The sequence below is a fragment of the Paenibacillus sp. IHBB 3054 genome, from assembly GCF_051594305.1.
GTDB lineage: Bacteria > Bacillota > Bacilli > Paenibacillales > Paenibacillaceae > Paenibacillus_AQ.
In genome coordinates, this window is record NZ_JBOFBG010000011.1 from 78,194 (window position 1) to 100,578 (window position 22,385).

17 protein-coding genes are annotated in these 22,385 nt (G+C 47.8%); 9 read left to right on the plus strand and 8 right to left on the minus strand.

The genetic code is table 11. The features are described 5' to 3' along the window. Positions 1 to 55 precede the first annotated feature (55 nt). Positions 56 to 2,302, minus strand: coding sequence for an AraC family transcriptional regulator (locus tag ACQ76X_RS14590; RefSeq protein ID WP_438494790.1), 2,247 nt, complete (start codon positions 2,300 to 2,302; stop codon positions 56 to 58). Positions 2,303 to 3,290: 988 nt separating this feature from the next. Then, positions 3,291 to 3,707, minus strand: coding sequence for a MarR family winged helix-turn-helix transcriptional regulator (locus ACQ76X_RS14595; protein ID WP_438494792.1), 417 nt, complete (start codon positions 3,705 to 3,707; stop codon positions 3,291 to 3,293). 140 nt (positions 3,708 to 3,847) lie between these two features. Between ACQ76X_RS14595 and ACQ76X_RS14600 the strand changes: the two genes are divergently transcribed. Beyond that, on the plus strand, positions 3,848 to 4,321 hold the full coding sequence (locus ACQ76X_RS14600; protein WP_038596296.1) for a DUF2798 domain-containing protein: 474 nt from the start codon (positions 3,848 to 3,850) through the stop codon (positions 4,319 to 4,321). A 74-nt stretch (positions 4,322 to 4,395) separates the two neighbouring features. Beyond that, a complete protein-coding gene (locus ACQ76X_RS14605; RefSeq protein WP_438494794.1) occupies positions 4,396 to 4,539 on the plus strand; it encodes a hypothetical protein in 144 nt (47 codons plus the stop codon). Positions 4,540 to 4,644: 105 nt separating this feature from the next. Here ACQ76X_RS14605 and ACQ76X_RS14610 read toward each other — a convergent pair whose 3' ends face one another. The 6 genes from ACQ76X_RS14610 to ACQ76X_RS14635 form a co-directional block, all read right to left on the minus strand. Continuing rightward, complete coding sequence (locus ACQ76X_RS14610; RefSeq protein ID WP_438494796.1) at positions 4,645 to 8,448, minus strand: GH32 C-terminal domain-containing protein; 3,804 nt, start codon at positions 8,446 to 8,448, stop codon at positions 4,645 to 4,647. Between the two features lie 97 nt (positions 8,449 to 8,545). After that, positions 8,546 to 9,436, minus strand: a complete 891-nt coding sequence (locus ACQ76X_RS14615; protein WP_438494797.1) for an ROK family protein — start codon at positions 9,434 to 9,436, stop codon at positions 8,546 to 8,548. A 17-nt stretch (positions 9,437 to 9,453) separates the two neighbouring features. Next, entirely contained in the window at positions 9,454 to 10,938 is a 1,485-nt protein-coding gene (locus ACQ76X_RS14620) for a glycoside hydrolase family 32 protein (protein WP_438494798.1), read from the minus strand. A gap of 241 nt (positions 10,939 to 11,179) precedes the next feature. Continuing rightward, a complete protein-coding gene (locus tag ACQ76X_RS14625; protein ID WP_438494799.1) occupies positions 11,180 to 12,793 on the minus strand; it encodes an ABC transporter substrate-binding protein in 1,614 nt (537 codons plus the stop codon). Between the two features lie 59 nt (positions 12,794 to 12,852). Further along, on the minus strand, positions 12,853 to 13,734 hold the full coding sequence (locus ACQ76X_RS14630) for a carbohydrate ABC transporter permease (RefSeq protein WP_340896615.1): 882 nt from the start codon (positions 13,732 to 13,734) through the stop codon (positions 12,853 to 12,855). Between the two features lie 16 nt (positions 13,735 to 13,750). Further along, entirely contained in the window at positions 13,751 to 14,653 is a 903-nt protein-coding gene (locus ACQ76X_RS14635) for an ABC transporter permease (protein WP_438494864.1), read from the minus strand. Between the two features lie 479 nt (positions 14,654 to 15,132). On the opposite strand from ACQ76X_RS14635, the gene ACQ76X_RS14640 reads away from it, so the two are divergent. The 7 genes from ACQ76X_RS14640 (at position 15,133) to ACQ76X_RS14670 (ending at position 22,376) form a co-directional block, all read left to right on the plus strand. Beyond that, positions 15,133 to 16,173, plus strand: a complete 1,041-nt coding sequence (locus ACQ76X_RS14640; RefSeq protein WP_438494800.1) for a LacI family DNA-binding transcriptional regulator — start codon at positions 15,133 to 15,135, stop codon at positions 16,171 to 16,173. A 769-nt stretch (positions 16,174 to 16,942) separates the two neighbouring features. Continuing rightward, a complete protein-coding gene (locus tag ACQ76X_RS14645; protein ID WP_438494801.1) occupies positions 16,943 to 17,896 on the plus strand; it encodes an alpha/beta hydrolase in 954 nt (317 codons plus the stop codon). A 240-nt stretch (positions 17,897 to 18,136) separates the two neighbouring features. Next, entirely contained in the window at positions 18,137 to 18,259 is a 123-nt protein-coding gene (locus ACQ76X_RS14650; protein ID WP_438494802.1) for a hypothetical protein, read from the plus strand. Between the two features lie 90 nt (positions 18,260 to 18,349). Next, positions 18,350 to 18,682 carry an ATP-grasp domain-containing protein gene (locus tag ACQ76X_RS14655; protein ID WP_438494865.1) on the plus strand — a complete coding sequence of 111 codons (333 nt, stop codon included), beginning with the start codon at positions 18,350 to 18,352 and terminating at the stop codon, positions 18,680 to 18,682. A 117-nt stretch (positions 18,683 to 18,799) separates the two neighbouring features. Continuing rightward, the gene (locus tag ACQ76X_RS14660; protein WP_438494803.1) at positions 18,800 to 20,269 is read left to right on the plus strand and encodes a VCBS repeat-containing protein; all 1,470 of its coding nucleotides are present in this window, start codon (positions 18,800 to 18,802) and stop codon (positions 20,267 to 20,269) included. A gap of 20 nt (positions 20,270 to 20,289) precedes the next feature. Continuing rightward, positions 20,290 to 20,976 (plus strand): response regulator transcription factor, encoded by a 687-nt coding sequence (locus tag ACQ76X_RS14665; protein WP_438494804.1) that lies wholly within the window; start codon positions 20,290 to 20,292, stop codon positions 20,974 to 20,976. Positions 20,977 to 20,978: 2 nt separating this feature from the next. Continuing rightward, positions 20,979 to 22,376 carry an ATP-binding protein gene (locus ACQ76X_RS14670; protein ID WP_340896611.1) on the plus strand — a complete coding sequence of 466 codons (1,398 nt, stop codon included), beginning with the start codon at positions 20,979 to 20,981 and terminating at the stop codon, positions 22,374 to 22,376. Positions 22,377 to 22,385: the final 9 nt, after the last annotated feature.

Consider the following 22,385-nt stretch of genomic DNA (forward strand, 5'->3'; position numbering starts at 1 on the left):
AAAACAGCCAGTCTCCGGCAACCCGGAGACTGGCTGTTTTCGTCTATTCCACCGCCTACTTGTCCTGTTTCATTGCGCGGTATGCACCGGGTGTCACATGCTCCTTCTTGCGGAAGGAGCGGATGAAGTTCTGCGGATTATGATACTGCAACCGCTCGGCAATTTCCTTAATGGTCATCTCGCTCTCCACCAGCCATTTCTTGGCCATTTCCAGCCGGTAGCTCATGACATATTCACTGAAAGTCACACCAAATTCCTTCTTGAAGATGCTGCTCAAATAGTTCGGACTGTAATGCAGACGTTCGCCGATAATCTCCAGAGACAGCTCCTGATCAAATTCAGCGCGCACAATGGCCGCAATCTGGTCGGAGAGGCTGCGGAATTGGCGGGTCGTCTTCTCCTTCATGCTGGTTACCATCGGCTGGATGACTTCCTTCACCAGAATGCGTTCAATCTCCTCCGGATTGCGGATATCCAGCAGCCGATGATACAAAGCATAATTGTCCTGGGTAAGCAGCACCTCTACGCCGATCAGTTGTTCCAGCTGAATCAGATTGTTCACGAACCGGATCAGGGTAACTTCGAAATTGAGCGGGTTCTTGCTATGCTTCATCATTTCGCCGAGAAGCGGGTACAAGGATCGCGATACCAGCTCCTCATCCCCGAGCCGGATGGCGTCAAACAGCTGTGATTCCAGTTCTACCGGATAATGCAGCAGGACAGGACCTGAAATAACCGTTGCTATATCTTCATAAAAAATAATCGACTCTTTGCCCAGATTCAGACGATGATGCAGCGCCTGCTTGCTCATTTCGCAGGCTTCCTTGCTGGAGGCCAAATCCTGATAGAGATTACTAATGCCGACACTGACTGACAGCTTCAGGATATCCCTGACTGTTTTGATAATTTTCTTCGCGTCCTCGAGCGCTTGCTTCCGGTGTTCCTGCTCATTCATTCCCTCATAGATCAGAATGGTTGCCTGCGTCCGGTCATTCAGCAAAATCGGAATCATTCTCCGCGCTTTCGGAATCAATTCCTCCACCAGCTTGTTGACTGCGACAAGCAGCAGATCCTTGTCGCTGGCCTGCCGTTCCCCGTAATTATCAAGCTGGATCAGCATGGTGGAATACACTGAATCCTCCGTGGGGGAATAACCGAAGCGGGACATATTGAGCTCCAGCTCTTCAGCGGTAATCCGGCTGCGGAACAGGTTCAGCATAAACTGCGTTTCCAGCTGCGGCAATTCCGACTCCAAGAGTCCCTCCAGACTTTCCTTCTCCGACAGAATCGTATCAATCGAATTGATAATCCAGTCGATCTCATTCTTGTCCTCCGGCTGGGTGCTGACCGCCAGCCTGCGCTGAATCTGGCGGATCGGCTTGGTGAAATGCACGGAGATTACATAGGCCACCACAACAATTAGCAGGGTGATCACCACTCCCAGGATGATTAAGCCGAAACGGGTCGTGGCCAGGGCATCGGAGATTTCCTGCTGGTCCAGAAGCGTGACATAAATCCAATTATTATAAGAAGATTTGGCATAAATGGCTTCAACCTTTTGATAATTGGCCTTCTCCAGGGCTACTGTCCCCGTCTGGCTCTCATTCTCGGCAATATTGGTGATGCGTTGCATTTGCCCGCTGGTCAACAGGTTCTTCCCGGTTGCCGATTCATACAGCAGATCACCCTGCCGGTTCAGAATGAACACTGTGGTGTTGTCCTCCGTCTGCAGGATATTCCGCAGTGTCTGCAGCGAAATATCGGCTAGGCCAATCGCCTGCTTGTTCTGAGAGAATACAGGAAGCGTATTCACAAAACGGATTCCTTTATCCGTCTTGATCCAGAACAATCCCTTGTTCTGATTGTTGATATAACTTTCGTACAGGTTCTTCCGATTTTCCTCTGTTAGAAGAGAAAGGCTTCCATCAGAAATTTTCCAGTCTTGCACCAGACTGATCAGCGAATATTTTACGCCGACATCCATCCCCATCGTAGCGATATAGTTGAGCTGGGAATTGATATCCCGGTACGCCTGAAAGTCCTCCTCTGTCATCGGATTGTTGACGACCTCGCTGAAGGAACTGGTCGTACTGTAAGTATTGAAGGCATACTCTATGGTTTTAATTTTCTGCTCCAGCGTATTTTTGATTTGGGTAATCAGGCTTTGCTTGCCGCTTCCAACACTATCAATAACCGAATGAATCGTCGTCAAATAAATATAGCTGCCGAAGCTGATGACGAGGCCGATGCCCAATACCAGAATCGGAATAAAAATCTTATAAAACATCCTGCCTTTTTTCATAGATAGGCTCCTTCAATAAGTAATCATTTTCAATTATAGCGTTTTCATGAATCGAAATCCAAGGATTTTTAACGTGTGCATAACGCCCGCTGAAACCTGCAAGCTTCTTGCCTGCCTAGACAGGAAAAGGAAACATCCCGCCCAAAACAAAAAGGCTCACCGTAAGCCACCGGGAACCTTGATTTATTGAACTCATCTAATCCGAAAAAAAATATTTATCAGATTCACACATCCGGCTTCGCGAGCAGTTGAGGATTGGATCGGAACACTCATATCCTTGATGCGCAGCGTTGTGCGTTTGAATCCGAAATCTCCATAGGCTCCCGGGCAAGGTTTCTTTTGAAATCCTGACAACTGCTCTTACTCTGCTGGTGACCAAAGCCCTCCCCGCCACCCTTCTCCTCGTAACGGACTCCAGAGATGTTATATGCTGAAATCGGGCTAGTGGCGGAGTCTTGCGGACCCCAGCGACCTAATGTGCTTTTTTACTGCGCGGCAGCTGCATTTTTGCTGAAATAACGTCTCTGCGGTCCGCTTGCATCAATAATTTGCGTTTTTCGGGACAATAGCGTCTCCTCAGTCCGTTACAACTTACAGCGTCTCCCAAAGCAACGTTTCATCTAGAACTAATTTGCGCTTTAGAAACTAGAAGCCTGAGTGCTTAGAACCTCAGAGTCTTAGAACCTCAGAACCCCAGTTCCTCAGTTCCTCAGTTCCTCAGTTCCTCAGTTCCTCAGTTCCTCAGTTCCTCAGTTCCTCAGTTCCTCAGTTCCTCAGTTCCTTAGTTCCTCAGTTCCTCAGTTCCTCAGTTCCTCAGTTCCTCAATTCCTCAGTTCCTCAGTTCCTCAGTTCCTCAGTTCCTCAGTTCCTCAGTTCCTCAGTTCCTCAGTTCCCCAGTTCCTCAGTTCCCCAGTTCCTCAGTTCCCCAGTTCCTCAGTTCCTGCCTCAGAACCTCAGCTCCTCAGCTCCTCAGCAGACCCGTACAGTCTCAGAGCCAATCCTCCGTAAGCAGCTTTCTCAACGTTTCCACCTGGTCCCTGCCAATTTTGGCGGCGATCTCCGCCTCGATGCTCTGCTTGATCTCCAGCATGCTCCGGCAGACCGCAATACCTTTGGGAGTTAGCACAATATGCTTGTCACGGGAGTTCCCTTCTACCACGGCGGTTTCCACATATCCTTCAGCCAGCAGAACGTTAATCGTTTTTTGCGCACCCTGGCGGGAAATGCTGATCTGCCTGCTGATCTCCGAAATCGTGAGCATGCCATGCAGCTCCAGCTTCGCCAGAATATGCGTTTCAGTCTTGTTCAGCTGCTCACCGCTGGTTTCATTTACTTTTTCACGCAGAGCCTTATGCTTCTCACTGATCAGATCAATCAAGTTCAAGTCAAGGATATAGTCTTTCATAAAAAAGGCCCCCAATATAAAAATAATACAATTAGAATAAACAATCAGATTGCATTTTTGTCAACTTAGTTGACAATGTTCTTGCCCCCTGATACTATGAGTGAAGTTTGAAAAACTTAAATGTTAAGGGAGTTTGAACAATGGGCAGAAACAAGAAAGAAGCTTTAGTATTCACCTGTATGATGTGCGTGTTGATGGTCGTAGGAATGAGCTTTTACAACGTGATGTTAAATACTGGCTTAACCCATACCTTATTCCGTGATGTTGCGATCGGTTTACTTCCGGCACTCGTCGTCGCCTTATTCTGTGATGTTGTCATCGTCAGTAAAGCGGCCAAAGGTCTGGCCTTTAGATTGGTTAAACCGGCCGATCCTATGATTAAAAAGGTGCTGTTCATTTCCTTCTTCATGGTCTGCGGTATGGTGCTCTGCATGTCCCTATATGGCACACTAGCACACTACGGATTTGGAGACAACTTCCTCCGTCACTATCTGTCCACTGCCGGACTGAACATCATTTGCGCCCTGCCGCTGCAGCTGATTGTTGTAGGGCCGCTGACCCGCTTCCTGTTCACCCGGATCTACCCGGTAAACAGTGCTGTGCAAAGCGCATAGGCTTTGCTTGATCGCCCGGCACCTTGGGTAATAATGGGTATATATTCAGAGCATTTCAAGAAAGGATGTCCGCCATGCTTAACAAAAAGGACGGTGTCTCTCTTGTTATTCTAGTCGTGGCGCTTGTGCTCATCCTTTTCCTTCAGGCCATGATTACCTATGCCGAATCCCTCCTGCTGCGCAAGGAGATAAAGGGCGAGAACGGCAAGCAAATTTAAATTTCCTATTCCTGCTTTCCAGCAATAAAAACAGTCCCGATGCCTTTGATCTGCATCGGGACTGTTAACGTATTACAAGTAATTTCTACTGCGCTGAAAATACAATCAAAATTTTATATGCCATTTTTGACGGGCTTCACCGGTTTGAGGAGCCTCTAACGTCAGCTTCGATCCATCCTCAGAAACAGCCAGCGCCAACTGATTATGGACAGAGAGGATGGCCGCTGAACCATCCCCATTCTTATGGATGATCCAGCGCTGATTATTGTAACCCAGATAATCATAAAGCTGAATTGTATTGTGTTCTGTGTTCAGATCAAGGGCTTGACCCGAGACCGTACGGATCGAGTAGGAATCTGCGTTATCTCCTGTCGGCACCAATACCCACTTCTGATCGGATATTTCATTTGCATCCTGGACCGTTACCGCTTCACCCTTCACCGGATTTGCTGTATAAATCGATTTCCGGAACGTTTCGTTCACCAGGCTTGATGTTATCAAGTTCTCCGGTGCTGCCCCGTTCACATTTACATTCTGGTAGGAGACGAATCCGCCGAATACATGAAGTCCGAAATGTCCTGCCGCAAAGGTTCCGTCCTGCAGATCCATTATTTTCTGCCCGCCCAGATACACTACAATATGAGGTCCATTCGCTTGTATCTTTAAACTATACGTCCGGTCCGGCAGAATGAAGGCTGGAACTTTCGCCAGAACCTGCCGTTCTTCAAAACGTCCATCCATTTTGTAAAACAAACGGATTGCCTTCATATTAGGATCCAGATTCAAGTAATAGCCGCTGCGTCCGTCCGGACTTGCACGGAACAGAAGGGAACCTGCGCCGCCGGACTTGCCAAGTTTCATCTCGGCTTCATACGAGAAGTTTCCCGCCCTCTCCTCAGCAACATAATTTGCGTCGCTGGAGTGATTTCCGCGAATTCCATCCCCGCTAACTAGCCAAGAAGCCTTGGACACGTCTTGCGTCCAGCCGCTGAGGTTGGTATGAAATGCTCCGCCGAACACTTTCACACGAAAACTTGCGGATGCCTTTCCATTCGGTGTGGATACTGTAATGATGGACTCCCCTGCTTTTTTCGCCTCAAGGGTTGTACGGGAATTGCCTGCCACCTTTATGATTACGGCATCTTCATTGCTGGACTTCCACTTCAGCGGCTGGGCGCCGTTGCCGGGTCCGTTTTCTACGATCACCTGCACTGTTTCGATTTGCCCAACCCCCAGTTCACGGTCACTGGTATCCAACACAATCCGGGTTGCCGAACCCGACTCAGGATTCCATACCGATCCAAGCTTATAGACTTTCAGAGAAACAACCTTCACATTGCCGCCCTTGCTATAGAAACTCATTGCCCTGCTGGCCGGGTCCGGAAAAATGACCTCGGAGAACACGGACTTCCCTCCATTTACAAAAACCTCAACCGAAGATTCATCCACCAGAATCCGCAGCTTGATTTGGCCGTTCTCTGTCGGCATTTTCGTTTCATGTCTCGTACTGAACAGGCTGGAGAAATCTGTTTCCCCGGAAAGAGAGCGGTCCACAAACATAGTGCTCCCGCCCGGCTTATAGCCTACAACTGTCTTTTGATCGGCTCCCTCACGTACATTGAAGCCGAACTCCGATACACTGCTGCCGGCGGGAATCTCCAGGGTAGCTTCAATTTCATAGGCACCTGAGGTCATGCCTTTCAGCAGATTAGGAGAAGAAGGACTGACCACCTTGTTAGCTGCGGAATAGAGTTCACTGCGCAGGGACTCCAGCTCCTTTACCGGACTCTGGGCAAGACGAATTCCGTCTTGGGTGTTGATTAGGGTAACTTCTCTCGGGATCGTCAGCTCTCCCTTCCAGTTAGATGTCGGAAAGGCGAAGGGATAATCCCAGTTGGACATCCAGGCCAGCATCACTCTGCGCCCGTCTTGCATATCAGAGAAGGACATGGATGCATAAAACTCCTTGCCGGCGTCTGTCCTCAATACGGTTCCTGCCGGGTTGTCGTTCACGAATTTACCTTCCTTAGTCAGGCTCCCTACAAAATATTCTGCATCTGAACCACCTGTTGCCGGATTTGCTCCTGTACTGATCATTAGAACCCATTTCTTCTCTGTCGTTCCCTGTACGGTAAGAGGAAACAAGTCGGGGCATTCCCACACCCCGCCACGGACATAATCCCCATAACCCCAATTATCGGTCAACGTCCAGTCGAGCAAATTAGTTGATGTGAAAAAGCGGATATGATCACCACCCGACACCACCATGACCCAGCGATTATTCTCCTCATCACGGATCACCTTGGGATCACGGAAGTCCCATCCCCCGGGTTCTTCTCCGTTCTTTCCGGGGTTCTCAATGACAATTGGTCGATCTTTGGCATATTCCCATGTCCGCCCCTGATCCTTGCTGTAGGCCAGACCTATACGCTGGTTGCCGTTAGAGGCATCCGGATTAAAGGAGGTGTAGTAGGCAAGAAGGCCTTTGCCGCCTGAATCCGAGAACATACCGGAGGCATTCTTCAAATCCGCCACAGCAGACCCGGACCAGACATGTCCGTAATCATTCCATGGAAGGGCAATCGGCAGGCGTTTCCAGTTCAGCATATCTTTGCTGACAGCATGAGCCCATGTGCCTCCATCCTGATGAAAGAGATGATATTCTCCTTCGAAATAGACAAGCCCGTTCGGATCACTAACGGCACCGCGGATCGGCGTATAATGATACTGGGGCCGGTATTTTTCATTATTGTAACTGCCAGCGTCCGTAACATAGGCATCCTGGAAGTAAGCGGTTCCATGATTTACGACAAGTCCGGCGTATCCGGTAGTATAAGAACTGTCCTTAACATCTATTGCTGCCGGAGTATACCCATCCATGAAAATCTGAATCCGGTTCCCCTTCGCCTGCACTTCCACCGCATGTTTTGCCCCCGCTGGACTCGGATAAGTCTGCTTGGAACTGGCAATTACCGTGCCGTTTGCTTTTGTTAAAGTGACATGTACCTGATTTCCTTCTTTCGCAAGAGAGGCTTCATATCCCTTCGCACCGTCAGAAGAGGAACGGAAGGCCAGGCCTGCAACAGCAGCGGAACGAAATGAGATCACTCCTTCATACACCAGATCAGCAGCTTGCCTGCTATAGATCTGCTGTGCCTTGTTCTGATTTACAGAGGCCCCTTTTTTACCGCCGATATCCGGCTGCCACTGTCCCTGACTTGCCAGCACCGTATCCAGATTCCCCTTCAGGTCGCTTACGTTAATGTTTTGGAACAAGGCCGCTCCATCCGAGACGTGGAGTCCAAGCCGTCCTGAGAGATGGGCATTGTCCTGGATATCAATCACGGGCTTGTATTGATTCCCCCAATACACTTTCAGTCGAGGACCCTCCGCTTTCACTTTAAGATGGTAGATTTCACCTTGTAGCAGGGAAACCTTATGCTCCTCATGCAATTTTCCTTCTCCACTGCTCCCGTCTGTTAAGCGGATAAGTCCGGCATCCGGTACGATTTGCAGCAGGTATGAATGCTGACCATCCTCACTGGAACGGAACAGCAGCGCAGCATCTGGCTGCCGGTCCTTGATCATTACATCAGCTTCATATATAAAATCATCTGACGACGTTTCGGAAATCGCCAGCACTTTTTCTTCGGAATCGGATGTCAGCAAAAGCCCTTCGGACGTATCCTCCAGCTTGCCTTTTCCGGCTATTCGCCATCCCGTCAAATTTGTAGCAGCTTTGGTAACGGTTTCAGAAATAGAAAGACCCTCCTTTGTCAGTCTGCCGGACCTCTGCTCTGCCGGTGCGGCCCAGCCTGTATCCTCATTAACGGCAACAATCCCTGTTGAAGTCATCATGAATCCCGCAGCCAACAGAATGGTTAGTGCATATTTTGATTTCCGGTTCATCCTTTACCCTCTTTTCCTGTAAATTCTATGCCGCCTTTACTAAGAGCAAGGCCGGTCAATTACACAACATAACTGGCCGGCCTTGGTTATTGCTGTATTATATAGAAGAAACTCGATTATTCCATGCTGTGAGTCCCAATGCCAAAGCGCCGCTTAATCCCGCCTGCTGGCCAAGGCCCGGTGCAACAATGTACTCCTCCATGTGCTCCAGAATGGCACTTGAACTAACATATCCGTTCAGGTTCAGGAGCACAGCCTCCCGGATGAGCGGATAGAGCTGCGGCTGCTGCATAACCCCGCCGCCCAAAATTATTTTTTGCGGAGAGAGCAGTAGAATAGCATCCGTTATGGACTGGGCGATGTAGAAGGCTTCCATCTTCCAGGCTCTATGATCCACCGGAAGCTCATGGCCTTTCTTCCCCCATCTGGCTTCAATGGCAGGACCTGCCGCCATCCCTTCGAGGCAGTCCCCATGGTAAGGACAACTGCCAACAAAATCATCTTCAGGATGGCGCCTCGTCAACAAATGCCCGCCCTCAGGATGTACAAGACCATGAACTAATTGGCCTTCCGAATAAACGCCGATGCCAACGCCTGTGCCTACAGTAATGTACAAGCAGCTTGACAGGCCTTGAGCAGCCCCCCATCTTACCTCGCCATATACCGCCGCATTCACGTCAGTGTCGAAGCCGAACGGGACCGGAAAGGCTTGCTTTAAAGTCCCGAGCAGATCGTAATTCCCCCACCCCGGCTTAGGTGTTGTCGTAACGTAACCGTAGGTCGGGCTGTCTTGGCGGATGTCAATTGGACCAAATGATCCAACACCAATCGCTTCTACCCCTTTGTCTTGAAAATACTCTATGACTCTGGGCAAGGTCTGATCCGGATGTTCGGTCGGGAAGCTGATCCGGTGTTCAAATTTCCCGTTTTCATCCCCGATCCCGCATACGAATTTCGTCCCGCCTGCTTCAATTGCTCCTATACGCATGTCACTAACCCTCCCGGTTACTGGTTGCTGCCGTTTGCGGTAGATGAAGCCAGATTGTAGATATCCAGCGAAAGGAACAAGTCCTCTTCATTGTCGGCAAACGCAGCAAGACCGGCAGATTCAGGCTCAGGGAAAATGAGATCCGTAATGACCGCCTGGCCTCCGCCACTGAACACTTCAATGGAAGAGCGGTCCACATAAATATGCAGATCATAGGCTGTACCCGGTGCTGCAAGCTTCACTGAATGGCGTCCCGGGAAGAACTTGTGGAAATCGTGCTTTCCGGAAGCTGTCCGGTCTACATACATTTCTTCCGTCTGCGCATCAATCCCGACCACAGTTTGCTGCTTTGCACCTACCTTTACTTTAAAGCCGGCAGATGTCCCATGAGCGACCTCCGCCTCAATGACGTAAGCCTCAAGATGAAGCTTGGCACAGGCTGCATTAATTTCTTGAACAGAGACATTTTTCAGGGAAAGGACCGGGGTACGTGCTGCTTCCAGTTCTTTTGCAGGCTTCTGAATGAGCGCTGTTTGCCCGTTTCTTAATTCCAGATAAAGCTCCCGTGGAATCGTCATTGCTCCGCGGAACCCTTCCGCCGGCGTCTGGGGTGCATACATCCAGTTGCTCATCCAGCCGATAAACAGGCGTCTTCCGTCTTCCTCGGGAAGATCGGACCAGCTTACCCCGGCATAATTATCTCTGCCGTGATCCAGCCAGCGGATGCTCCGGGACTCTTCGTCAGGAGTAAATACCGCTCCGTCAAAGTCACCCGTGAAATACTGCGTTCTTGAGCCTTCCTCAAAAGCGGGATCTGCACCAATACTCACGAGCATTACCCATTTGGTATCCGATTTCTTTCCGTCAACGGCCAGCTGGAACAAATCCGGGCACTCCCACACACCGTCATGCGATCCGATGCCCTCGCCGAATTCGCTGGCAAAGGTCCAGTTGATCAGATCAGGGGAATGATACAGACCTACCGTTTGACCACAGGCTACGATCATCACCCACCTGCTCTTCTCTTTGTTCCAGAACACCTTGGGATCACGGAAATCAATGAAGTTATCCTGTTCAAGCACCGGATTTCCTTCGTATTTGGTCCAGGTTCTGCCTTTATCCTTGCTATAGGCCAGACTTTGACGCTGAACGGCAGGTTGTCCTTCCGGCATGTCCAAGTGATGGGTGAAAATGGCTACCAGCCCTGGCTGATCCTCAAAAAATCCTGTCGTGTTATTCCAGTCAACAACGGCGCTTCCCGAGAAAATCATGCCCAGTTCATCCGGCACCAGCGCGATCGGCAGCTCTTCCCAGGTCACCAGATCCTTACTGACCGCATGGCCCCAATGCATGTCCCCCATGGTCATTCCACCGGGATGATGCTGAAAGAACAAATGATATTCTCCCTCGAAATATACCAAACCGTTCGGATCGTTCATCCACTTTTCTTTGGGTGAAAAATGATAGGCACCCCGGTAATTTTGTTTTGTAATAACTGACATTATGATTTCTCCTTTGCTCCTATATAGCTTGAACTGAAAAGTTTAGAGTAAAGGTTCAGTCGCAACTACGGTGAATATTTGGACTTCCGGCCGCTGTTGTCTTCAGATTTCTTGATTATGACCGCTGTTCGCGGTTGAAATCCGAAGACAAAGGCGGTCGCTATCGCTCCTACAGTTCCAAAATCCCCCTCCGTCGCTCCACTCCCTTTCCTCAAGTTTCAAGTTCAATCTATAAATATATTTATTTATTAGTTGTCGCTCTGTCGTAGCCTGCCTGTTTAATTTCAAGCCATTCCTGCAGGCCAAGACGGTCCAGCTCCTTCAAATAATCATTCCACTGTGCATCGACTTTTCCGTTCTGGTACCATTCTGTACGCATTCTGAGTACATAGGCGAACAAGTCGGTTTCAATCGTCGTCAGACGGTCAAGCTCATCAATCGAATGAAATACGCTCGGCATTACGTTCTCTGCTTTCATCTTTGGAGCCATGATATTCTTGATGATGTCCATACGGCCTTTGGCATCATCCGGCATGGTCGTATATTTGCCATAGTAGGAATCAAGAATAGCCAGCGGTCCGCCGATACTTGTTTTCTCGCGTAGCTCCACAGGAGCAGCGCCTTCCAGAGGCAAATGCTTCAGCATTCCTTTTGCTTCATCAAATTCGAAGATGTTCTGCTGTGTGTCGTCCCCGTAGGTTCCCCAGTTGTTCTGTACGGATTGAACAGGATCATACAGCTGATCCACCCATTTTGCTGTCGTTTCCAGGTTTTTATTGGCGCTTGTCACAACCATCTTGCCGCGGCCTAGGCCGAGACCATTGGTTCTGGTTACGTTGACTTCCCCATCCGGACCTGCGAGCGGCGGCATTACTTCATAAGCATCGTTTGCTCCGGAGATATTGGCTTTATCCCAAGAGAAGTAGAGGCCGTACTTCTGATCTTTGCCTTTCGCCAGGTAAGTACTCCAGTCTTGGGTATAGGCTTCGATATCAATGAGTTTTTCTTTATAAAGGTCATTGATAAAAGACACCGCCTTTTTATAACCTTCTTCCTTAGCTGTAAATATCACTTTGCCTTCATTGCTTACGACCGCATGGTCGGGATTCTCGCCCAATCCGAATGAACCGAAGAGGAATGCCAGATCTTCCGCACCCGGCTTGTTGATAAAGGATAAGGGGATTTCATCTGCCTGACCGTTGCCGTTCGGATCTTGGGTCTTGAAGGCAATCAACACCTTTTTCAATTCTTCCGTGGTTGTCGGCATGTCGAGGCCCAGCTTCTTAAGCCATTCCACATTGATCCAAGGCATGCTGTCTACCGCCTGAATTCTTTCTTTTCCGTTCCCAAGCTCTTCAATCCAAGGAAATGCATAAATTTTACCATCAGGCGCTGTAATCATACTCTTGTATTCAGGGGCTTCTTCCAGCACTTTTTTAAAATTGGGCATATTCTGCTCGATCAGATCGTTCAGTGGAACGATAGCACCATCTTTAGCAAGCTTCAGCAACTCATAATCACTGTAGTCGGCATTAAAAATAGCATCAGGGAGATCACCACTTGCGACAGCCAGGTTTCTTTTTTCCACAAACACGTCTCTGGTGAAGTTTTTCCAGTTGATATGCACATTCGTTTTTTCTTCCAGACGTTTATTAATCAGCTTTTCGTTCGGATCGGCCGGTGCCAGCGGGGAGCTTTGGGTAATGAAGTTTAAGGTGACTTTGCCGCTAGGATCCTGTTTTTCACCGGCAGCATTTCCTCCCCCGCCGCCGCATGCGGCAAGGAACATAAATGAAGCAAGTACAGACGCAGAAGCTGCTTTTGACAACACTTTTGATCTTTTTGATCTTTTCATAGAATATGACCTCCAAAGTAAATAGGAATGAAAGAACTTTATCTATGTGCAGCCGTGTCCTATTTGATGGAACCGACCATGACACCTTTTTCAAAGTACTTCTGGAAGAACGGATACATAATAATGAGCGGCAAGCTGGAAACAACGATCGCGGCATATTTGATGATTTCAGACAATCGTTTCATTTCCGCCATGGCCATCTGGTCAGCGATCATGCCGGGATCTACCTGATTCTGAATCAGGATGGAACGAAGCACAAGCTGCAGCGGGTGGAGCTTCGGATTATCCAGATAAATCATGGCATCAAAGTAGGAATTCCACTGGCCGACAAAGGCATACAGCGCAAGCACGAAGATGATCGGTTTAGAGAGCGGCAATACAATGCTGAAGAAAATCCTCATCTCTGAAGCCCCGTCCACATTGGACGCCTCCTTCAGTTCATTCGGCACGCCTTTGAAGAATGTTCTGGACAAAATAATATTCCATACATTGACCGCCCCGGGAATGATGACAGCCCAGACCGTATCCAGCAGCCCCAGATTCTTAACTAGCAGATAAGTCGGGACCAGTCCTCCTCCAAAGAACATCGTAAAGAGGAACACTGTCATAAAAAAACCTCTACCCTTCATCCGGTCATCCGATAAGGCATACCCCGCACAGATTGAGACCAGAACGGTAAGAATGGCAAAGGAAGAGGCGTAAAAAACAGCGTTTCCGAATCCTCGGATCATTGCCGAATTGGTAAGAATCATCTTGTAGCCATCCAATGACCAATCTGAAATTTTGAACGACAGCCCTTGGCTAAGCAGGATTGACGGATCCATGAAGGATGCAATCACCACATAAATGAGCGGAAGCACCACAATCAATACAGCAAGGGTCAAAAAGGTGGCGTTCAGCACAAGAATAAAGCGATCCAGCCGGGAATGTTTAATGAACATGACTTGTTGCTCCTTTCTATAAAAGACCTTCGCCCTCATTTAGTTTCTTCACTGTGAAGTTCACCGTAATGAGCAGAATGACGTTGATGATAGAGTTGAATAGTCCTACAGCGGCTGAGTATGCATAGTCACCTGACTGTAAACCAATTTTATAAACGTACGTCGGAATAATCTCAGAGGTTGGCATGTTCGTTGCTGTTTGCATGAGATAAGCCTTTTCAAACCCAATCGACATGATGCCGCCCGCGGCAAGGATAAATACAATGGCCATAATCGGACGAATGGTCGGAAGGTCAATATGACGTATTCTTTGAAGAAGATTAGCACCGTCCAGATTGGCTGCGTTATGTAACTCAGGGTCCACATTGGCAAGAGCCGCAACGTAGATAATGGAGGCCCATCCCGCACCTGTCCATATATCCGAAAGAATATAGATCCAGCGGAAGTACTCCGGACGGGACATGAACATCACCGGTTCACCGGTAACCCAGCTAAAAAGCTGGTTGATAGGTCCTGTCGGGGACAGGAAGATAAACAACATACCGACCACGACAACTACGGATATGAAGTTAGGGGCATACAAGAATAACTGTATGTTCTTTTTGACTCCTGCCCGGCGAACCTGATTGAGCATCAAGGCCAGCAGGATGGGAACAGGGAAGCTCAAGATTAGACCGAAAAAACTTAATTTAAGCGTATTCATAAAAATCACTTCGAAGTTTGGGGAAGACAGGAATTTCTCGAAGTTGTAAAAACCTACCCACTCGCTTCCCATAATTCCCTTGATTGGGCTGAAATCCTTAAAGGCAATAATCGCACCATACATTGGACCGTATTTAAAAATAAGGGTCAGAATCAGTGCCGGTGCAAGCATTAAATAAAGGAAGTAATGTTTCTTCAAGTATTCAAACAGGGACATCTTCCGCCCTGTCACCAGTTTTCTGTGATCCACTTCAATTGAGTTATGCAATGCCTTTACCTCCATTCTTATACAATGTTTTTCATTAGTGAAAGGCTTACATTTTGACGTTCATGCCCTTCTTCATTTACAATTTATCAAAGACTTCACCACGAGTCAATACATTATGTAAAAATATATTTGTTCATTTGACAATTATTTCGCATCTAAAACCCTGAAAATATTGTCAAAATTGATTAATTAGGAGGTTTTTCTTAGAAAAAGAGCATTCATTCAACTTAATACATTCATTTTAAACGCCACTACAGAAATATTTACCAAACAATATTATTACATAATGTAAAATTGATTGTGCATTTGTAAAATTAACATTGCTATTTTGAGAAAACTATTATACATTTAAGGGAGTAAAGCGAGGCGTATTAGGCCGCTATTTGCAGAGTGAAAGAAAACAATAATATAGAGGTGAACTTACATATATGGCACGGGGAAAAGTAACTATACAGGACATCGCTGATGCTCTGGGAATCTCCAGAAACACGGCCTCCAAAGCCTTGAACGGAACCGAAGGATTGCCCGAAGAGACCAGAAACAAAGTTATCAAAAAGGCGATTGAGTTGAAATACAAGCAGTTTTCTTTAATGGAAACCGAAAGTGTCCTGCCAAAGAGCTCGAGAAACATTGCTTTGTTAACGGAGAATTTGCCGAATACTTCGCATTTTGGATCGACTTTGATCAGCGGTCTGGAAAAGCGGATCAGCGCGGAAGGATATAATTTATCCATTCACATCATCCGGGAGATTGAACAGAAATCTCTGTCCCTCCCTAACAATTTCGATGTATCCAATGTGGACGGAATCATATGTATTGAGCTGTTTAACTTGGAATACAGCAACCTGATTACAAGCCTTGAGATTCCAACCATTTTCATCGACTGTTCCGCACATGTCTGCTACCCTGAATTCCGGGCGGACGTGTTATTAATGGAGAACGAACACAGTACCTATCAGCTTACCAAAAAGTTGATTGAGGGCGGTTACAAAACCTTGGGCTTTGTCGGAGATTATAATCATTGCCGGAGCTTTAATGAAAGATGGGTAGGTTTTAATCGTGCTCTGACTGAGGCTGGCATCCCGCTTGATCTCGGCCAGTGCGTTCTCGATGAGGATAATCTCTTTTTCTCCAGCCCCGGCTGGGCGGATGAAAGATTAAATAGCATTGCCGAACTCCCGTCCGCTTTTGTATGTGCGAACGATTACATCGCCGTAAACTTTATGAAATCACTGAAGAATCTGAATCATTCCATTCCCGGTGACATTGTCATCTGCGGTTTTGATAACGGCCCGGAATCAAAAATTATTGAGCCTCATCTTACCACCGTTCATATCTACAGTAATGAAATGGGTGTCAAAGCAGCCGAAATACTGCTGTCACGCATCACCCATCCAGAGCAGCCTTATCAGGTCTCTCATATCTACACGAAACCAATCATTAGAGATTCCACCCCGAATATTAGCTGATTGTGGAACCTATAAACGCTTACATTCAACAAAAGCATCCCTTACACGTAAAGGGATGCTTTTGTTCTGGAATTTTGGAACTGTAGGAGCGATAGCGACCACCTTTGTCTTCGGATTTCTACCGCTAATTGCGGTTAAAACCAAGAAATCTGAAGACAACAGCGGCGGAAGTCCAAATATTCACCGTAGTTGCGTTCTATGCCGGATCGGTAAGTCTAAAGTTCAACTTATATAGCTAAAGATTTATATAAATGGTGAAGCTGTTCACAATTACTAAAACTGTGTTTAACACTAACAGAGAGGTCTTAGATTTTCCTCCCCCCCTAAAAATAGATGCAACAATTTGAATACCCGGTATCAAGAAAAGGAATCCCAGCTTGGGAATATAGTTAGTGAAATCATCAGCCTTGAACTGGAATGATTTCACCTGTATTCCCATCTGGTCCGGTAATGAACGATACGCAATTAAATTAGACAGCAGAGTAATTGCAATCATTCCTGCTACAATGTAAAACACGGCGTCCCTCTTCATTTTCTGCTTTTCATCCCCTTATTTTACTAATGCCAAGTAATTATAAGTTTGCAAAAAAAATCTGTAATTAACATGTGTCACACACTGAATGCTACTAGCTGCACATGAGCTGCGGGCATTTATCCCGCCAATTGTCCGATGAAAATAAAGTTGTAGACTAAGGAAATAAAGATTAGACTGCATGTAGAATGTTTTCGGCGAGTCCTATGTAAGCTTGGAGAAAGGAACTGCAAATTCATGAATAAGTTTTCAACATATAATCAATCGGTGACCTATTGGAAACAATATCAAAAGTTTTTTCCTGAAGAAATGCAGGTAAATGAAAACCATTTACCAACAGAAGAATGGATGACTTGGAACAATCTTCATATTCATCTGGATCGTATGCCTGTTCCGCATGCAAAATTAAAAATTGTTTTCATTCATGGTGCTGGTGGCAATGGCAGATTGTTGGCTCCTTATGCACGAATACTGCAAAAATACGGTTATGAAGTAGTGTCGCCGGATCTGCCGCCTTATGGTTTAAGTTATACAAATTCGGTAAAATTATTGGATTATCAGCTTTGGATTGACATACTTATTGAATTGATCGATCGGGAGTTGAAACGGGATGGCAAGCCTATTATCTTACTAGGCACCAGTATTGGAGGCATGTTAGCTTATCACACCGCTGCACAAAGTAAGCGAGTCAAAGGGTTAATTGCAACGACATTTGTTGATACGAGTGATTCGAAAGTTCGTGATCAGTTAGCTCCTAACAAACTCATTAGTCGGTTAGGTAAATTTTTTATGGACAAATTCCCTTTTTTATTAGATTCCTTGCATATCTCTGTTAATAACGTATCTCGGATGAAATTGATTACGAACAATGTCGAAATGACCAAGCTCATTATGAACGATGCTCATGCGGCAGGCACGAAAATCCCTTTACGCTTATTAAGAACGTTCTTAAATATGAAACCGGTAATAAAACCTGAGAATTTTGATGTTTGTCCGGTATTACTCGTTCATCCTCAATTAGACCCTATGACTCCTTATAGCTTCAGTAAACCGTTTTTTGACAATATAAAATGTAGAAAAGAATATGTAATTTTAGAGGGTGCTGGTCATTTTCCGATTGAACAACGGGGGCTGGAGCAGATGAATGCTGCTGTGCTTTCTTTTTTGAAAACAGTAGAGAATGAATTATAAGTAGCATAAACGCCAGTTAAAAGCGCTGGTCAATAGTCTAATACTTATTTTTCAAAGGCAAACGATTTCCTCGCATAAAAAGTGCGTCAAATCAGCATCGTGAGTCTAACTTTATTTTTATTGGACACCAATATTTCCCGGTTCCCTGATTTCCGTAATCGCTGAGCATGCTGAATTCGCTGAGCTACCAAAGAGAGTATAATGGAAGGTAAACAAGCTTAAGGGATGAGGGAGAGTATTATGAGAATTATTTTCTGCCAGGATCCGCTGGATGCCAAGAGGGTTGATATAGATTATGAAACAGAGTGGGACGCAGCTCAAGCTGCCGGCTTCAAGACGGAGCTCGTTTCATTGGATCCTTAATGGAAGGCCAGGCTGCCCGGTCCATCCGGCAGATTCCACCCGCGCTCTCTAGGGAATCTGCAATTTACCGGGGCTGGACTGAGCGAAGGAATCGTTATCCGTGAATTCGTTCCTCTGGAGTACCTGCAGTCACACGATAAGAGCGGCATGCCGCTTTCCAAGGAATACCGAATATTTTTTCTGGATCATCAAATCATAGCTTTTCTGAATTACTGGGATGATGTTACCTACGATGAGGATCAGCCGGATCTGACCCCTTTTATGGAGATTGCCCGCACGATTACAAGCCGCTTCTTCACCATGGACATCGCCAAAACTGCAGAGGGAAGCTGGATTATTGTAGAGCTGGGAGACGGCGGAGTTTCGGGGCTGCCCGAGCAGATGGATGTCAGAGCGTTTTATGAGGGGTTACATCAAGACTAATAAGTATTGGAACCCCCGCCGCAGCCAGGCTTCCGTTTAGCCTTTACCATTTTGAAACTACTTTGCCGAAGGGTTGGGATATACTAGCCACAGATGAACTAAAGGAGATTATATCTTATGAATAAATCTGGCCTAAGCGCCCTTCTCTTATTATCTATTATTGCCGCAGGCTGCGGTGCACCCAAGACTCCCAGTGATTTACTCCGAGCCCCTTCGCAGGGCAGTGCCGATGGCACTATTACAAGTATTGTGAAGTCTTTTCTTCCGGCGAATGCCCACCTGACGGTGCCCGTCAATTCCGAATCCGGCAGTGCCATTCAATTGCAGGATCTCGACAAGGATGGTCAGGATGAAATTCTGGCCTTCTATAAGACGGACAAAACGGATTATGAAATCAATACCCTCGTATTGTCCAAACCCGGCGCCGACTGGAAAAAGCTGACTACGATTACGGGAGTCGGCAGTGAGCTGGATTACGTACAGTTTATAGATGTTACCGCAGACGGAGCCGCGGATATGCTGCTAGGGTTCAGCGGCGGCGAAGGCTTGAGCAAGGAGCTGTCCGTCTACAGTCTGAGTGGTGGTGAGCTGACCGAAAAGCTCAAGCAGCCTTACGACCAGCTGGTTGTCGGCAATCTGACCAATGAAGGTCAGACGGATATCGCCCTGATCCAGGGAACGTTCACCACGGATACCCAGCCGCAATCCCACCTGCAGGTAATCCGGCTTCATGACGGCAAGCTGCAGACCTTGTCTGACCAGACCATCGACGGGTATGTGTTTCAAGCCTTGTTTACAAAAGCAGCACCATCCAAAAACGCCCTGTTCATTGATGCGGCGGTTGGTGCACATTCCTCCTACACTTCTCTGCTGACTTGGGAAAATGGCAAATTTATTGATATACTTGCAACAGAGGATTATCAGCGTGACGAATTGGCAGACAGCAGGGATATTGTGCTGGGGCCACTTGTTTCGGAAGCAAACGGTTTGCTGGGTGAGAACAATATGGCGATCAAGGATTACCCGCTGTATAGCTCAGATATTAACGGTGATGGCATTGTCGAGATCGGGTTCCTTGTCCCTCCTTCGGGTACAGAGAGCTTTGCCCCGCTGGCCACTCCCTTTATTACTAAATATTATCAGTGGGATGGGCAATCGGGACTGAAGTTTGTGGAGGAGCATTTCGACAGATGGGGCTTCAATTTCCACATTCCGCAATCCTGGACCGGCAAATACAAGCTTGTGGCCCCGGAGGAGTCCCCTACGCCGTTTGATCATATCCGCTTTAACTACACCAATGCAGACTCTGCTGAGCAGGCCCCGCTTCTGGAGCTGCGCCAGTTCTCCAAAAAGGATTGGCAGACTGCCGAAGCGGCACTGCTGGCGAAGAACGCAACCTATAAACTGCTGTATGAGCTGCAAAATACGGAGGATAGTACAGCGCCAACCGTGCTTGTTGCTGTTCTTCCATCCGCAGATGCAGCCGGCAAGCTGACCGGCTCCTCCCTTCAGGAGTATGAGCAGCTAAAGCTGACGCTTGACGAAGTGCAGCAGCTGGCCGGCACGCCGCAGAAGCCCCAGCAATAGCTAGAACAAGGAGGGCACCCATGAAAGTGCTGGTACTGGAAGATGAGAAGCCCATACGCGATTTTCTGCTTATCAATCTTAAGCGTGCGGGCTTCGAGGTTGTCGAGGCCTCCACAGGCGAAGAGGCTCTGGCTGCCGCCCGGGATCAGAAGGATTTTGATATTGCTATTCTGGACCTGATGCTTCCCGGTGTCAGCGGCTTCGAGGTGTGTGAACGCCTGCGGGGCATGTTCCCCCGGCTTGGCATTATTATGCTGACTGCCAAAAGCCAGGAAGTCGATAAGGTGATGGGGCTGGAATCCGGTGCAGACGACTATGTGGTTAAGCCCTTCAGTCCGGTTGAGCTGGTTGCCCGGGTCCGGTCGCTCTACCGGCGGATGTATCCGGGAGAAGTGTCCGCACAAGAGAACCATATTGAGCTTCCTCCATTTACACTGATGCTGGATGAACGCAAATTACTGAAAGACAAGCTCGAGATTCCCCTGACGCCCACGGAATTTTCCATCGTCAAACTGCTTATGGAGCAGCCTAACAAGGCTATGAACCGTGACGATATTCTCACCTCCGTATGGGGGCAATATTTTATGGGAGAGCTTAAGATAGTAGATGTTAATATCAGCCGAATCCGCCAAAAAATCGGGCAGGGCTCTTCCGGACCACAATACCTCGAAACGGTCTGGGGATTCGGCTATCTATGGAGGGTCTAACATTGCTGAAGGGAATCAGGTCTAGGCTTATCGTCTACATCACCATTGTTCTGCTCCTGATCGTCCTGCTGCTGGAGGGGGTATTTATTGTAGCAGTCCATTACTACTACCTGGGCAGCGCGATGGAGACCCTGTCTTCCCGGGCCGTTACCTCCGCCACCTTTTTCAACAAGTATCTGGAGGGCTACTCGATCAATGAACGGGCCCGGTACATTCTGGAGAACCTTTCGACTGAAGAGAGCAGTAAGGTTGAAGTGCTCAGTCCGGCAGGTGATGTCATTATCAATTCATTCGGCTTCGCAAGCTCGGAGCATATTGAGACCCCTGACGTCAAAGATGCTTTGATCAGCGGCAAGGGGACCTACCAGAGTATTACCCCTCTCAACGGTGAACGGATAATGGCTGTTTCCATTCCTTTGAGGGAATCCGGGGAGAACATTGGGGTACTGCGCTACTCTGTTTCAGCAGAGCCCCTCTACGACGTTATTATCAACATTGTCCTGAATGCCGCCTGGGTCGGGCTGCTCGTCATTCTTTTTGGCTTTGTACTCAGCCTGATTATCGCTAAACGGATCGTTGGACCTATTCAGCAATTAACCTCTGTCGCCAAAGAGATGGCTACCGGAAACTTTGACGTAAGGGCGGAAAAACGGTATGACGATGAGGTCGGCACCTTGGCGGTCACACTGAATTACATGTCAGAGGAAATGGTCAAAAGCGAAAAAATCAAATATGATTTCATCTCTTCCGTCACGCATGAGCTGCGCACTCCCCTTACCTCGATCAAAGGCTGGGGTGAAACGCTGCTTGTGGGTGATTTGTCTGATAAAAAAGAGACCCTGCAGGGTCTTGAGGTAATGACCGGGGAAACGGATCGTCTGATTGGTCTGGTCGAGGATTTGCTGGATTTCTCCAAATTCCAGGCTGGGGAGATAAAGGTCTCGCTCCAGCCTTATGACCTCAGGGGTCTGCTTGAGGATCTTCTGCTGCAGTTCAGGTACCGGGGCCAGACCAAACAAATCCGGCTCTATGCCGATATTCCCGATCAGCCGCTGCCCGTGGATGGGGATTTCAACCGGTTAAAGCAGGTTTTTGTAAATCTGCTGGACAATGCTTTCAAATTCACTCCCGCCCAGGGGGAGGTCCGCCTCACGGCGGACTATAATGAAACCCTAATTATCATCACAGTCGCGGACAACGGGGAAGGCATCGAAGCTGACGACCTCACGAAGCTCGGGACCAAATTCTTCAAAGGCAGATCACGCCAGTCCGGAAGCGGACTGGGCCTTGCCATCTGCAAAGAAATTATCGAGCTGCATGGCGGCCGCCTGCGCATCGAGAGCGAATTCACCAAGGGAACCTCAGTCATCGTGGAGCTGCCGCGCTACCCGGTGGAGTGAGACGCCCCT

What these genes read in the sequence shown, in the direction of transcription:
- ACQ76X_RS14660 (WP_438494803.1), top strand. Translation starts at nt 18,800, where the DNA reads ATGAATAAATCTGGCCTAAGCGCCCTTCTCTTATTATCTATTATTGCC.
- ACQ76X_RS14620 (WP_438494798.1), bottom strand. Translation starts at nt 10,938, where the DNA reads ATGTCAGTTATTACAAAACAAAATTACCGGGGTGCCTATCATTTTTCA.
- ACQ76X_RS14635 (WP_438494864.1), bottom strand. Translation starts at nt 14,653, where the DNA reads ATGTCCCTGTTTGAATACTTGAAGAAACATTACTTCCTTTATTTAATG.
- ACQ76X_RS14590 (WP_438494790.1), bottom strand. Translation starts at nt 2,302, where the DNA reads ATGAAAAAAGGCAGGATGTTTTATAAGATTTTTATTCCGATTCTGGTA.
- ACQ76X_RS14615 (WP_438494797.1), bottom strand. Translation starts at nt 9,436, where the DNA reads ATGCGTATAGGAGCAATTGAAGCAGGCGGGACGAAATTCGTATGCGGG.
- ACQ76X_RS14650 (WP_438494802.1), top strand. Translation starts at nt 18,137, where the DNA reads ATGAGAATTATTTTCTGCCAGGATCCGCTGGATGCCAAGAGGGTTGAT.
- ACQ76X_RS14605 (WP_438494794.1), top strand. Translation starts at nt 4,396, where the DNA reads ATGCTTAACAAAAAGGACGGTGTCTCTCTTGTTATTCTAGTCGTGGCG.
- ACQ76X_RS14630 (WP_340896615.1), bottom strand. Translation starts at nt 13,734, where the DNA reads ATGTTCATTAAACATTCCCGGCTGGATCGCTTTATTCTTGTGCTGAAC.
- ACQ76X_RS14595 (WP_438494792.1), bottom strand. Translation starts at nt 3,707, where the DNA reads ATGAAAGACTATATCCTTGACTTGAACTTGATTGATCTGATCAGTGAG.
- ACQ76X_RS14600 (WP_038596296.1), top strand. Translation starts at nt 3,848, where the DNA reads ATGGGCAGAAACAAGAAAGAAGCTTTAGTATTCACCTGTATGATGTGC.
- ACQ76X_RS14645 (WP_438494801.1), top strand. Translation starts at nt 16,943, where the DNA reads ATGAATAAGTTTTCAACATATAATCAATCGGTGACCTATTGGAAACAA.
- ACQ76X_RS14640 (WP_438494800.1), top strand. Translation starts at nt 15,133, where the DNA reads ATGGCACGGGGAAAAGTAACTATACAGGACATCGCTGATGCTCTGGGA.
- ACQ76X_RS14625 (WP_438494799.1), bottom strand. Translation starts at nt 12,793, where the DNA reads ATGAAAAGATCAAAAAGATCAAAAGTGTTGTCAAAAGCAGCTTCTGCG.
- ACQ76X_RS14610 (WP_438494796.1), bottom strand. Translation starts at nt 8,448, where the DNA reads ATGAACCGGAAATCAAAATATGCACTAACCATTCTGTTGGCTGCGGGA.
- ACQ76X_RS14665 (WP_438494804.1), top strand. Translation starts at nt 20,290, where the DNA reads ATGAAAGTGCTGGTACTGGAAGATGAGAAGCCCATACGCGATTTTCTG.